Source organism: Bacteroidota bacterium, assembly GCA_016713765.1.
GTDB classification, from domain to species: domain Bacteria; phylum Bacteroidota; class Bacteroidia; order AKYH767-A; family 2013-40CM-41-45; genus Pollutiaquabacter; species Pollutiaquabacter aromativorans.
In genome coordinates this window covers 1,099,318-1,113,170 of record JADJON010000001.1, presented here as the reverse complement: position 1 = coordinate 1,113,170, position 13,853 = coordinate 1,099,318, and the positions used below count along the sequence as shown (strand labels likewise).

Genomic DNA, 13,853 nt, shown 5'->3' with positions numbered 1-13,853 from the left:
CGTTCCCCGGGCGGTTTTTTTTATGAAGAGTGGGTGGGAGTGAATAGTAAACAGTGAATAGTGAATAGCGAATAGCGAATAGCGAATAGCGAATAGCGAAAAATTTTCTAATTACATGTAATAGTTAGAACTTCACCTGACAGACAGGGTTGGTTAAAAGTTATTTCCGGTCTGACGGATTTTTAAGGATCCGTCGCCCGGAATAACTTTTAACCGGTTGCTAATTTATCGAGCATTTTACTTTGCGCCAAGGGTATGCTGTCCAGGAATGTCTCCATTGGTGTTTTACCAAAGCAGTATTTTCCGGTGTGTGTCCTTTCACAGTTGTACTCTTCTATCCACTGATCCAGATCCTTCTGTAATTCCTCCAGCGATCCAAAGACCTTTTTCGGAAGGCAACCGCATAAAACTCGTTCTGGATTGTCCGATGGAAGCGTTCGCAGATGCCGTTGGTTTGAGGATGCCGGGCCTTGGTACGGCTATGATCGATATCCTCCAGTGTCAGATAAAGACTGTACTCATGACTCTCCCGCTTGCCGTTGTACTCTGTACCCCGGTCTGTGAGTACCCGAAGCAGCGGCAAGCCATGCTCCTCAAAGAATGGTAGCACCTTGTCGTTGAGCATATCGGCTGCCGTCAAGGCGTTCTTACGGTCATACAATTTGGCAAAGGCTACTTTGCTGTAGGTGTCGATGAAGGTTTGCTGGTAAATCCGGCCTACACCCTTGATATTGCCCACATAATACGTGTCCTGGGCTCCAAGGTAACCGGGGTGTTCGGTTTCAATCTCGCCAATGGCTTCCTGCTGTTCCCGTTTCTTTTCCATGGCAACCAGTTGCGCTTCGGTGAGAATCAGTCCGTCTTGAGCCACTTTCGCCTCCAAAGCGCTCAGACGCTTGGCAAAGGTCTCCAGATCATGCCGCATCCAGATATACCGTACCCCGGCCGGTGAAACAGAAATCCCCTTCTTACGCAACTCGTTCGATGCACGAAGCTGACCGTAGGCCGGATAGTCGGTGGCCATCTGTACGATGGCGTTCTCCCAGGCTATATCCATCCGATTGGCCAGTATCGGCTTCTTCCGACTGATCTCCTGCAGAGCCGTCTCCCCACCAGTATCGTACAACTCTTTGATCCGATAGAAACTATCCCGTGAATAGCCCATCACTTTGCACGCCTGGGATACATTACCCAATTGTTCGGCTAACTTCAACAAGCCTAACTTGGTTTTGATTAACTTAGCTTCTGTATTCATTGTCTGACAGTTTAGGGGTTATTGTTATGTTTCGTATCCTAAAGATAACCCTTATCTGTCAGATTAAATACTAACTAGTACAAATTACAAATTACTAGTTACCAATTACCAGTTACAAATCCCAATTACACCTTCTGCCAATTTTCGGTATACCTGAAGACAATTAATTGTATTCCTTGAATTCCCGTCTTGCTTTACACCCCATAAATAAAAAAGAGGCCAGTCTGTTTGACCAACCTCTTTACTATTTTACTATTCGCTATTCGCTGTTTACTGTTCACTGTTTACTATTCACTAACCTCACAAATCATCATACTCATAAATATCATCCAGCGGCGTACGCGCCGGCATTTCGCATACAGGTTTGATAATTCCATCCTTTAAGCCGTACACCCAGCCGTGCAGGTTGGGGCGATTGTCGCTCTTCCACGCTTTCTGGATGATGGAGGTCTTCGCAAGGTTCATGACCTGCTCCCGGACATTCAGCTCCACCATCAGGTCGGTTTTCGCTTCTTCATCCGTTACAGCATCTACCAGTTCCCGGTGGAATCGGTAAACATCCTTGATGTTCCGCAACCATTTGTTGATGATACCCATGTTATGGTGCGTCATCGCCGCCTTCACGCCTCCACAACCGTAATGTCCGCACACGATGATGTGCTGCACTTTCAGGTGCGTAACGGCATAGTCCAGTACAGTTAGCAGATTCAGGTCGGTATGGACCACCATGTTGGCAACGTTGCGGTGCACGAAGATTTCGCCCGGCTGGGTGCCGGTAATCTCGTTGGCGGGTACCCGGCTATCGCTGCAGCCGATCCATAAAAATTCCGGGGTTTGCAGATTCGCCAGGCGGCGAAAGAAATCCGGGTCTTCCTGGACTTTTTCCAGAGCCCAGGCTTTGTTCTCGAGCAGCAGCTTTTCGTATGATTTCATGACGGGTAATGGTTAATGGTTAATGATCATCCGGCACCGGAATGGCCGCCGAAAATCCCTGATCCTTGAAATTGCTTCGTTTCAGTTCGACACGAATATTACGCAAGGGAGCGTGCAGCATGAAATCCTCTATCACCTCGACCACATCCCGGTCGATGAAATCCGCACGCGACGCGTCGATATAGATGAAACTATCATCGGGCACTTCTTCCAGTTTGCGTTTGATGATCGGCTTGTTCAGAAACGAGACATCTTTCCGGAGCCGGAAAAGGTAACGGTTCTCGTCGTTCACGACAAAGACTGCTGAACGGAAATTGGAACGCATCACGAAAAACAATCCGATGCAACAGCCGATCAGGATACCAACCAACAGATCGGTGAGCAGGATGGCCAGGACTGTTACGAGAAAGGGTACGAACTGGTCCCAGCCATTTTGATACAGGGAGCGGAAGATGGAAGGTTTTGCAAGCTTATAACCGGTATAGATCAGAATCGCCGCCAGGGAGGCTTTGGGGATCATGTTCAACAACTCCGGAATCAAGGCCACACTCAGCAACAGGAAAACTCCATGAAAGATGGCCGCCCATTTGGTCCTGGCACCTGCGTTGATATTGGCAGATGTGCGTACGATCACGGAAGTCAACGGTAAACCGCCCAACATCCCACTCACGATGTTTCCAACCCCCTGCGCTTTCAATTCACGGTTGGTGGGGGTCACGCGCTTATAAGGGTCCAGTTCGTCGGACGCTTCGATACACAACAAGGACTCCAGGCTGGCTACGATCGCGAGCGTAACCCCGGTAATCCAAACATCCACATTCGTCAGGAACTGTACATCCGGGAAAATGAAAAAGGAAAAGAAGCCGCTCATGGAAGTAGCGACCGGGATTTCCACCAAGTGCTGGCTCTGCAAGGCGAGCTCGGGGAACTGCCGGGTTCCCCATAGATGCAACCAGGTCCCGATCAATACCACTACCAGCGGCGCGGGTAAAATCCGGAATAGTCCACCGCGATTCCCCAGGAATTTCTCCCAAAGGATCTGCACCAGCAACGAAACAATACCGATCAAGGCCGCCCAGGGGAGGATGTATCCGACTGACTGAATAAGATCGGAAAAGGTGTTGTTCCCGTCGTGCGAAAAGGACTCATCCCCTTCGAAGTCCGCATCGTATCCAACCAGGTGCGGAAGCTGCTTGAGGATCAGGATCAACCCGATGGCTGCCAACATTCCTTTGATGACTGAGGAGGGAATGTAATCACCCAATACACCGGCCTTCAACATACCCAGAAGCAACTGAATAACTCCCCCGATCACGACAGACAACAGAAAAGCCTCATAAACCGGCATCTTTCCGATCGCGGCGGCTACAATGGCGGTGAGCCCGGCAGCAGGACCAGAAACAGAGAGCTGCGAACCACTCAGGGTTCCGATCACAATGCCTCCGACAATGCCTCCGATCAAGCCCGCGAACAAGGGAGCCTGTGAACCTAATGCAATGCCCAGGCAAAGCGGAAGGGCAACTAAGAAGACTACGAGCGCGGCGGGTAGATCCGCGCTAAGAACAGGTAAAACGGTGCTTTTTCCAGTACTTTTCACTTGAAATGGATTAAGGGAAGTCCCTAAAGATATGAAAATCGTAGTGGGGCTCCCCTAACAGTAAGCAATACTTAACAAACATTAAGTATTACTATCATTTCATGAAACAAAAAAGGGCAGATTCCAACTCTGCCCTTTTCGATTCTTTCGATTGTGTATGATCAGCCTTCTCCCGGCAGATTCGACTTCGTCGTCTGTGAATAAGGGGTCGTCTGAGGGATGTAATCATCATCCGCGTTCGGCTTACCGTAATCGTACGCCCAGCGGTGAACGGTCGGAATCTCACCGGGCCAGTTGCCATGCAGGTGCTCCACCGGCGCGGTCCACTCTAGCGTATTCGATTTCCACGGGTTCTGTGACGCCTTGCGTCCGCGGTACATGCTGTAGAAGAAGTTGAACACGAAGATGAACTGCGCGAGACCGCCCAGGATCGCGAAGATGCTGACCAGTACGTTGATGTTCAAGGCTGCATCGAATCCTTCATAGGCCGTATAGGCATAGTAACGACGGGGAGCGCCGGAGAGGCCGATGAAGTGCATCGGGAAGAACGTGCCGTATACGCCCACCAGCGTCAGCCAGAAGTGCAGATAACCGAGCTTCTTGTCCATCATGCGACCGAACATGCGCGGGAACCAGTGATAGATACCGGCGAACATCCCGAAGATGGCCGATGAGCCCATTACGATGTGGAAGTGGGCAACGACGAAATAGGTATCGTGAACGTTGATGTCCAGCGCGGAGTCACCCAGGATGATACCGGTCAGACCGCCCGAAATGAAGAACGATACCAGACCGATGGCGAACAACATGGCGGGAGTCAGCACGATGTTTCCACGCCAGAGTGTCGCCAGGTAGTTGAAGACCTTTACCGCGGAAGGAATAGCGACCAGCAGGGTCGTGAATACGAACACCGATCCGAGGAACGGGTTCATACCTGTGATAAACATGTGGTGACCCCAAACGATAAACGAGAGGAACGCGATCACCAACATGGAGCCGATCATGGCCTTGTAACCGAAGATCGGTTTGCGAGACTGGGTCGCAATGACTTCGGAAGCCAGACCGAGCGCCGGCAACAGGACGATGTATACCTCCGGGTGACCCAGGAACCAGAAGAGGTGCTGGAAGAGTACCGGGCTGCCACCGATGTTGTGCAAGGGGGCACCATCGATGAAGATATCGGAGAGGTAGAAACTGGTACCGAAGCTGCGGTCAAACAAGAGCAACAAGGCGGCCGCGAACAGTACCGGGAAAGAGAGAATACCGAGGATAGCGGTGATGAAGAACGCCCAAATGGTCAGCGGAAGGCGGGTCATGCTCATGCCCTTGGTCCGCAGGTTGAGAATGGTCACCACGTAGTTGATACCGCCCAACAAGGCCGAAGCGATGAAGAGCACCATGCTGACCAACCACAACGTCATACCCAAACCGGAGCCGGGAATGGCTTGTGGCAGCGCACTTAATGGCGGATAGATCGTCCAACCGGCCGATGCGGGTCCAGCCTCCACGAAAAGTGAAAGCGTCATGACGGAACACGAGGCGAAGAAGAACCAGTACGACAGCATGTTCAGGAAGCCCGAGGCCATATCGCGCGCGCCAACCTGGAATGGAATCAGGAGGTTACTGAAGGTTCCCGACAATCCGCCCGTCAACACGAAGAACACCATGATGGTTCCGTGGATCGTAACCAACGCCAGGTAGAATCCGGGGTCGAGTTTACCGTCCTTGCCCCACTTTCCGATGATGCTTTCCAGGAAGCCGAATTTCTGATCCGGCCAACCGAGCTGCAGACGGAAGACCAGCGACATCAACATGGCCAACACGGCCATGACGATCGCGGTTACCAGAAATTGCTTCGAGATCATCTTGTGATCCTGGCTGAACACGTATTTGGTCCAGAAAGAATCGTGATGCTCGTGGTGATCGTGCCCCTCGTGGTGAGCGTCGTGGGCATGATCGTGTGCGTGCGTCGACATGCTATGGTTTGGGATTATTCGTTACTATTCTAAATGAAAGTTCCGCATTCAGGACCGAAGCCGTTGTGGCTTCTTATCTGGATGCAATAATTTTCGGGTTTTGAGCGAGAACAGCGGTCTTGCCGGCGGACGAATCAACCGGGGTAGCGGGGGTCGCTGCCGGAGCGGCTTCCTCCGGACGGGCAAACACGTATTGCTGTTCCTTGTACCACTTCTTGAATGCTTCCGGAGTCTCGATCACCACTTTCATGCGCATGTTATAGTGCGCCACCCCGCAGATCTTGTTGCAGAGCAGGACATATTCAAACTTCGGATTGTTGGTGATGATCCGCATGCTGTCGGTCGAGATCGTCGGCTCCAGATGGAACTCGGTGGTCATACCCGGCACACAGTTCATCTGGGCGCGCAGGTGCGGGAAGTAGGCCGAGTGGATGACATCGCGGGAATGGAACTTGAAGACCACCGGCGTATAAGCCGGCAGGTGGATCTCCCGGGTGATCTTGTCGTCTCCGGAAGCCTGGTCCTTGTTGTCTACACCCAGCGGATTCTCATCCGTGATCCACCGGAAGTTCGAATTGCCGAGTTTATTGTCAGCACCTGAATAACGTGCGGTCCAGTCGAATTGTTTGGCATAGACCTCGATCACCATCGCCTCTTTGGGAGCCGGCGCGGTGATGTTGATCCAGAGGTGCAGACCGTACGCGATAAGGCCCATCAGGACCACGCCCGGTACCACCGTCCAGATGAGTTCCAGTTTGTGATTGTCCGGATAGTAAAAAGCCTTCTGGTCCTTACGGTAACGATACTTGTTGGCGAAAACGAATAACAGGATCTGGGTGATGAAGAACACCACGATGATGATCCCGAAATTCACATAGAGATAGTCATCGGTCAGTACGCCGTGCTTGGACGCTGCCTGGGGCAAGAGGTACTTCCTGGCATCCAGGGTGAAGTAGATCATGCCCAGCATACCCAGGATCAGGAACGCGATCAGCCCGCGTCCGGTGTTCCGGTTGTCGGCATCGGTTATATATTCCTCTTCACCGCGCAGTTCCCGGACCAGTTCAAGGATCCGGAGCACACGCCAGACCGTAATGACGGCCAGCACGAGGAGGATGATTGTCAGCAGCTTTATCATGGATGCGAATTAACCGTGTGAATGAATGAAGTGCTCGATCAGATGTGGTGATGCAGCGTTTCCGGCAACATCGGGTGATTTTTCGGAACGAGTGCGGCTTTCGAGAGCTCCCGGAAGGTGCTCCAGAGGAAGAGGCCGAGGAATCCAAGGCCGGTACCGACCTCAATGAAGCCGATGTGCCAATTGGTTCCTACCGTTCCCGGCATGACCATCAGGAACACATCCAGCCAGTGTCCGCAAAGGATGATGATACCGGCAACCCAGACGATGCCGAAACGACGCTTGGCGTCGCGTGTCATCAGCACCAGGAAAGGCGCGATGAAGTTGATGACCAGGTTGAGGATCCAGAGTGAGCGGAAATTCTCCCAGCGAACTTTGTAATACACGACTTCTTCCGGAAGGTTGGCGTACCAGATCAGCATGAACTGGGAGAACCAGAGGTAGGTCCAGAACACCGAGAACGCGAACATGAACTTACCCACGTCGTGGATGTGGTTGTCGTTCACGTGCTGCATATAACCGCGGCCTTTGAGGTAGAGGGTCAGCAGGGCCATCATGGACATGCCGCTCACGAACAAACCTGCGAAGGTGTACCAGCCGAAGAGCGTGGAGAACCAATGACTGTCAACGCTCATCAACAAATCCCAACCGGAGGTGGAAGAGGTGATGGCGAACAGTACGATGAAAATCGCGGAAACGACGACACTGCTGTTATAATACGACAGTCCGCCGTTGATGTCCTCCTGCAGGGAGTTCTTGCGCAGCATGTACGTGAAACCGACCCAGATCGCCGCGTAGGCGACCAGGCGGATGATGTAGAACGTCATGTTGAGGTAACCGCTCTTTCCGGCCAGGATCGCGTCATACTCCGGACTGTTCGGATCGTACAGCTCGTGGTGCGTCCAGTGGTAAAGATCGTGGTGACCACCCAGGAAGGTGATGATCAGGATGGCCATGCTGAACTTGAGGAATCCGCCCATGGCTTCCGCCACGCGTTTGATTCCAACGGCCCAGCCGGCCTGTGCCACGTAGTTGACGGCGACGAAGAAGGTGCCGGCCAGCGCGATGGCGTTGAAGTAGAAACCGTTGGTCAGGAGCGAAGCCCAGGCGCGGGTCTTGTCCGTCATGAAACCGACAGCCACGGCAGCAACACCGACGGCCATGAGGACCAGCGGGAGGACTTTGTTGTTCTGCGTGAGCTCGTATTTTCTATCCGTCATAGCGTTCGGAATTGTCGTAGTGGATTACTTGGTTGCGGATGCCGTAGTCTGAGTGGAATCCTTCGGCGCCGCCGCAGCCTCGCCGTAATGTTGAAGCGTCTGAACGTACTGCACGATCATCCAGCGCTGCGACTGGGTGAGTTGGGATGCGTGCGAACCCATCATGTTCTTACCGTAATGGATCGAATGGAACATTTTTCCTTCGGGCAGCGTCTTCAGCAGATCGGAATTATAAGCCGGAGGCTTCGGACCGTTGTTCGACGGAACAGGACCATCGCCCTGGCCGGAGGTTCCGTGGCATACGAGGCAGTAGTTCTCATACAGGCGCTTGCCTTCAGCAAGGTTGGCCTCGCTTTTCTCCAGCGGATTCTTCAACTCAAGACCGGCCTTCTCGTATCCTTCCGGAGTGGAAGGATAGTTGTCCATGACCGGCAAACGGTCGTAATCATTGTACACCTTATCGCCGCGCGCGATCGTACCGGAAACCGGCTGACGCGACGTCATACTGTCGGCGTACAAGGGGTTGGCCGAATAGGTCTCATACGCCACACTCCGGTACATGTCGGGCATGTACTCCACGTTCGGCTTGGACTTGTCATCCCAACTGGGCACGCAGGATGTCAGCGAAAGCGCTGCCAGGGCCGGCGTCAGGTATAGGAAGAATTTCTTCATGGGTCGGATCAGGCGAATTGAAGCGATTTCAGGAGCACCTCGGAAGCCCCGGCGCTCTTCAGGTTGGCGACGACTTCGTCCATTTTGCCTTCGTCCTTCACATCCACGTGCAGCACGAACTTGTCGTCCGTCAGACGCGGATGCGGGATCGGCGCGGTCACACCCGGCAGCAGTTTGCTGCGGAGCAGGAACGTAATGGCCATACCGTGAGCGGCGCAGAATACGGTGAGCTCGAAGGTCACCGGAATGAACGCCGGAAGGTTCATGTAAAAAGCGAAGTTGGGTTTACCGCCGATGTTGATCGGCCAGTCGTGGATCATCATGTACCAGGTCATCAGCAGGGCCAGTGAGGTACCCGTGATGCCGTACATGAAGGATGCGATGGAAATACGCGTGCGCGGGACGTTGAGCAGCTTCTCGATCCCGTGGATCGGAAACGGGCTTTGCACGTCGCGACACGATACGCCTTTGCCTTTGAGCTGCGGGATCGCGCTCATCAGGATCTCCTCGTCGTCGAAGATGCCGTAGATTCTTCTTGCCATGATCAGAGGACGGATTTTTTCTTGAATTGATTACCGGTCTTCTTCAGGATCGACTTCAATTCTGCAAGTGCGATTACCGGGAAGACGCGGGAGAAGATGAGGAACAAGGTGAAGAACAGGCCGATGGTACCCACGAAGATGCCTACTTCGATGTAGGTCGGGGAGTACATCACCCAGCTCGAAGGGAGGAAGTCGCGGTGCAGCGAGGTTACGATGATCACGAATCGCTCGAACCACATCCCGATGTTCACGATGATCGACAGGATGAAGGTGGCATTGATGCTCGTGCGGATCTTCTTGAACCAGAAGAGCTGCGGCGAGATCACGTTACAGGTCATCATGCTCCAGTACGCCCACCAGTACGGACCGAACATACGGTTCTGGAACGCGTAGGCTTCATACTTCACACCCGAGTACCAGGCGATGAAGAATTCGGTGAGGTAGGCTACCCCGACAATCGAACCGGTCAGGATGATGATCTTGTTCATCAACTCGATGTGCTGCATGGTGATGTAGGACTCGAGTCCCAGCACCTTGCGGGCGATGATCATCAGCGTCAATACCATCGCGAATCCGGAGAAGATAGCACCTGCCACGAAGTAGGGAGGGAAGATGGTGGTGTGCCAGCCCGGAACGATGGACGTGGCGAAGTCGAAGGATACGATGGTGTGTACCGAAAGTACGAGCGGCGTGGAAAGACCGGCCAGTACGAGCGAAACTTCCTCGAAGCGGTGCCAGTCGCGCGCGGTGCCTTTCCAACCGAACGAGAGCAAACCGTAGATGAAACGCTTGGTCGGCGTTACACAGCGGTCACGTACCGTTGCAAGGTCGGGCAGCAGGCCGAGGTACCAGAATACGAGCGAAACGGAGAAGTAGGTCGAGATCGCGAATACGTCCCAGAGCAGCGGTGAGTTGAAGTTGACCCAGAGTGAACCGAACTGGTTGGCCATCGGGACCATCCAGTAGTCGAGCCAGGGACGGCCGGTGTGGAACAGCGGGAACAGACCCGCGCAGATTACCGCGAAGATCGTCATGGCCTCCGCGGAACGGTTGATCGACATCCGCCAGCGCTGACGGAACAGCAACAGAATGGCGGAGATCAGCGTGCCGGCGTGACCGATACCGATCCACCAAACGAAGTTGGTGATGTCCCATGCCCAACCGACGGTCTTGTTCGCGCCCCAGGCGCCGATACCGGTGCCGATGGTGTACGAGAGGCAGAGTAGGCCCCAGATCATTGCGGTCAGGGCGATAATGAACGATACCCACCAATACTTGTTGGCCTTTCCTTCGATCGGCCGGCAGATATCTTCCGTCATCTGGTGGTACGTCTTCTTCCCGAGGATCAACGGGTCCCGGACGACCGATTCATGATTCGCTTGGCTCATTGCGTGTTGGATTCCTTATGAGTTGTGGGATCAGGCTTCTTTTCCTTCTTCGCTGTTGCGCACCTTGGTCAGGTAGAACACGTTCGGCTGAACGTTGAGTTCTTCCAGCAAGTGATAACTGCGTCCTTTCGGATCCCAGAATTTATTGATACGGCTGTTCTTGTCGTTGTAATCACCGAAGACGATCGCGTTGGTCGGGCACGACTGCGCGCAGGCGGTGTTGATGTCGCCGTCCTTGACCGGTACACCGGCTTTCTTGGCTTCCAATTTACCGGCCTGGATGCGCTGCACGCACATGGAACATTTTTCCATGACACCGCGCGCGCGGACCGTCACGTCCGGGTTCAACACCATCTTGCCGAGGTCGTCGTTCATGTGGTAGTCGAACTTGGGATTGTCGTGGTAACGGAACCAGTTGAAGCGACGGACTTTGTACGGACAGTTGTTCGCGCAATAGCGGGTACCGACGCATCGGTTGTAGGTCATCTGGTTGAGACCTTCGGTGCTGTGGCTGGTGGCGATGACCGGGCAAACCGTTTCGCAGGGAGCGTGGTTGCAATGCTGACACATCACCGGCTGGAACACCACGCGCGGCATGTCGCTCGGCACTTCCATCGCGGTATTGTCGCCCTTCTCCCCTTCCTTCGGATCGGCATCGCTTGAGTAGTAACGGTCGATACGCATCCAGTGCATTTCGCGGCTGCGCATCACTTCGTCCTTACCGACCACCGAAACGTTGTTCTCGGACGTACAGGCAACCACACAGGCGCCGCAGCCGATACACGAGTTCAGGTCGATGGCCAGTCCCCAGTGGTGATGACCATCCTGGAATTCATTCCACAGGGATACCTGGCTGGCAGGTTGTTCGGACTTTTCTTTTCCAACGAATACCGGGAAGAGCTCTTCTTCGTTACCCGCCTTCGGATCTTTGGTCCACTCGGCCAGGTTGGTCTCTTTCACGATCGCGCGACCCATCATCGTGTGGTGGGTCTGGGTAGCCGCGAGCGCGTGGTCATCGTCGGCGGTCTTTTGCACGTCGACACCGGCGACAGCGTAGCTGATCTGTCCGTTGGACAAGGAAGTTAGCGGATAAGCATTAACCCCCACCCCGTTGGCCGTCTTACCGGCAGCGGTACGGCCGTAACCGGCGGCGATCGAAACGGTTCCAGGCGTCTGACCCGGCTGGATCACCACCGGGGCCTTGATCGTAACGTTACCCGCTTTTACCTGCACCACATTACCCTGCTTCCACCCTTTTTCACGGGCGTCTTTCGGCGATACGGCGAGGTAATTGTCCCAGGTGACTTTGGAGATCGGATCCGGCAGTTCCTGCAGCCAGGGGTTGTTCGCCTGCTGACCGTTGCCCAATCCGACTTTTTCATAAACCGTCAATTCAATGCCCGAACCTGCTTTGGGAAGCGCGGAAGCGGCGGCGCTGAGGTTGGCCGAGGTCTTCGCGCTGCGCGGAGTGGCTTTCGCCAATTCCACGACACCTTCCTGCAGTGCTTTTTCCCAGGATACGCCTGCCTTCGGGAGAATGGCAGAAGCCCATACCTGCTTCATGTAGTCATGAGCAGCCATGGTGCTACCGGCCCAGGCCAGCAGCGATTCCACAACCGGACGGGTCTGGAAAAGCGGACTGATGGTCGGCTGACCGAGTGAATACGCTCCGCTGCGGGGTTCCGCGTCGGACCAGGATTCCAGTGCGTGGTGATCCGGGCAAACATACTGGCAGCAGGCTGCGGTCTCGTCGTTGCGGTCGGCAAACGATACGGTGAGACCTGCCTTGCGGATCATCTCGCCGACGGCAGTGCCGTTCGGCAGGGTGTATACCGGATTCGCATTGTAAACGAACAGCGCGGCAACTTCACCTTTGCCCAATTCATCGAGCAGGGTGGCCAACGCCGTGTCGTTACCCTGACGCATGCGGTTCGTATTGTCTAGATCTACTGTGGTACCGTAGTTCTCGAGCAGGCTGTTGATACCCGCGACGAGGTGTTGCGTTGCAAGATCGTTGGTGCCGCAGACAACCAGTGATTTGCCCTTGGCAGCCCAGAGTTCTTCCGCGGTCTTTTCAATCGCCTTGGAAAGTTCACCAGCCGAGGGAGCGCTTACCGCCGTAGCGCCGGCTTTCGCGGCGACGGCATTGTACAGGTTGGCGGCAACGGCTCCGGACATCGACGGCTTCATACCGTGACGCTGGTCGGCGTTCGAGCCGGTGAGGCTCAGCGCGGCTTCGTACTGGATATGACGCGACATCGTCTTCTTGCCTTCGTCCAGTTTCCGGGTCTCGGCGTACTGACGGGCATGCTCGATCGGAGAAACCCAGTGCGCGAGGAAGTCGCAATCGATACCGACGATCACATCGGCTTTGGAGAAATCATAGGAAGGAACAGCATTGACACCGAATCCTTCGTTGTGCGCCTGGTGCAGAGCGGAGGCAGAGAAAGCGTAGTATTGTACGTGCTGGGTGGTCGGGTACTTCGCTGCGAAATCGGCGATCGCCTTGGAGACGGTCGGCGAGATAACAGTCGAAGACAGGATGCGGATCTTACCGCCAGCAGCGGCGATCTCAGCGAGTTTGGTCGTGATGGCCTTGTCAACGTCGGCCCAGGCGGCTTCTTTACCCGAAGCAAGAGCAGACTTCAGGCGACCGCTATCGTAGAGCGAGAGCACACTGGCCTGTACGCGGGCGCTGACACCGCCACGGGTGACGGAGCTCAGCGTATTGCCTTCGATCTTGATCGGACGACCGTCGCGCGTCTTGACGAGCACGCTGCAGTAGTCATAGCCGTCGAAATAGGTCGAGGCGTACCAGTTCGGGATACCCGGAGTGATCTGGTCGGGACGGATCAGGTACGGAATCGTCTTCTGCACCGGCGTCTCACAGGCTGCCAGCGAGGCGGCCGCGACACTGAAGCCCAGGAACTTTAAGAAGTCGCGACGGGGCGTCGTGCTGACATCTTCCGCCTTCTTGCTGATCATCGAATCCAGCGGCAGATGCTCGTAGAACTCATTGTTCTTTAGGCGGGCGAACTCCGGATCGTTCTGGAGTTCCTCTACACCTTTCCAGTAGCGTTGGCTCATTGCGTGTACGGCAGATTATGCGCAAACGTCGCGAACCGGAAGGCC

The 13,853-nt window shown here is 54.5% G+C and carries 9 protein-coding genes and 1 pseudogene; all 10 read right to left on the bottom strand.

Annotated elements, in window-relative coordinates; genetic code table 11:
• Window positions 1-209 precede the first annotated feature (209 nt).
• The 10 genes and pseudogenes from IPJ96_04285 to IPJ96_04240 all read right to left on the bottom strand — a co-directional run bounded on the left by IPJ96_04285 (window position 210) and on the right by IPJ96_04240 (window position 13,808).
• Window positions 210-1,255, bottom strand: a pseudogene (locus IPJ96_04285) (IS481 family transposase).
• A gap of 300 nt (window positions 1,256-1,555) precedes the next feature.
• The gene (can, locus tag IPJ96_04280; protein ID MBK7909567.1) at window positions 1,556-2,188 is read right to left on the bottom strand and encodes a carbonate dehydratase; all 633 of its coding nucleotides are present in this window, start codon (window positions 2,186-2,188) and stop codon (window positions 1,556-1,558) included.
• 19 nt (window positions 2,189-2,207) lie between these two features.
• The gene (locus IPJ96_04275) at window positions 2,208-3,785 is read right to left on the bottom strand and encodes a SulP family inorganic anion transporter (protein MBK7909566.1); all 1,578 of its coding nucleotides are present in this window, start codon (window positions 3,783-3,785) and stop codon (window positions 2,208-2,210) included.
• Window positions 3,786-3,946: 161 nt separating this feature from the next.
• Window positions 3,947-5,761 (bottom strand): cbb3-type cytochrome c oxidase subunit I, encoded by a 1,815-nt coding sequence (locus IPJ96_04270; protein ID MBK7909565.1) that lies wholly within the window; start codon window positions 5,759-5,761, stop codon window positions 3,947-3,949.
• A gap of 73 nt (window positions 5,762-5,834) precedes the next feature.
• A complete protein-coding gene (locus IPJ96_04265) occupies window positions 5,835-6,899 on the bottom strand; it encodes a cytochrome c oxidase subunit II (GenBank protein ID MBK7909564.1) in 1,065 nt (354 codons plus the stop codon).
• A 38-nt stretch (window positions 6,900-6,937) separates the two neighbouring features.
• The gene (locus IPJ96_04260; protein MBK7909563.1) at window positions 6,938-8,119 is read right to left on the bottom strand and encodes a quinol:cytochrome C oxidoreductase; all 1,182 of its coding nucleotides are present in this window, start codon (window positions 8,117-8,119) and stop codon (window positions 6,938-6,940) included.
• Between the two features lie 24 nt (window positions 8,120-8,143).
• Complete coding sequence (locus IPJ96_04255) at window positions 8,144-8,791, bottom strand: cytochrome c (protein MBK7909562.1); 648 nt, start codon at window positions 8,789-8,791, stop codon at window positions 8,144-8,146.
• Between the two features lie 8 nt (window positions 8,792-8,799).
• Window positions 8,800-9,333: a DUF3341 domain-containing protein gene (locus IPJ96_04250; GenBank protein MBK7909561.1), complete on the bottom strand. Its 534-nt coding sequence runs from the start codon at window positions 9,331-9,333 to the stop codon at window positions 8,800-8,802.
• Window positions 9,334-9,335: 2 nt separating this feature from the next.
• Complete coding sequence (nrfD, locus tag IPJ96_04245) at window positions 9,336-10,721, bottom strand: polysulfide reductase NrfD (protein ID MBK7909560.1); 1,386 nt, start codon at window positions 10,719-10,721, stop codon at window positions 9,336-9,338.
• Window positions 10,722-10,751: 30 nt separating this feature from the next.
• Window positions 10,752-13,808: a TAT-variant-translocated molybdopterin oxidoreductase gene (locus tag IPJ96_04240; GenBank protein MBK7909559.1), complete on the bottom strand. Its 3,057-nt coding sequence runs from the start codon at window positions 13,806-13,808 to the stop codon at window positions 10,752-10,754.
• Window positions 13,809-13,853: the final 45 nt, after the last annotated feature.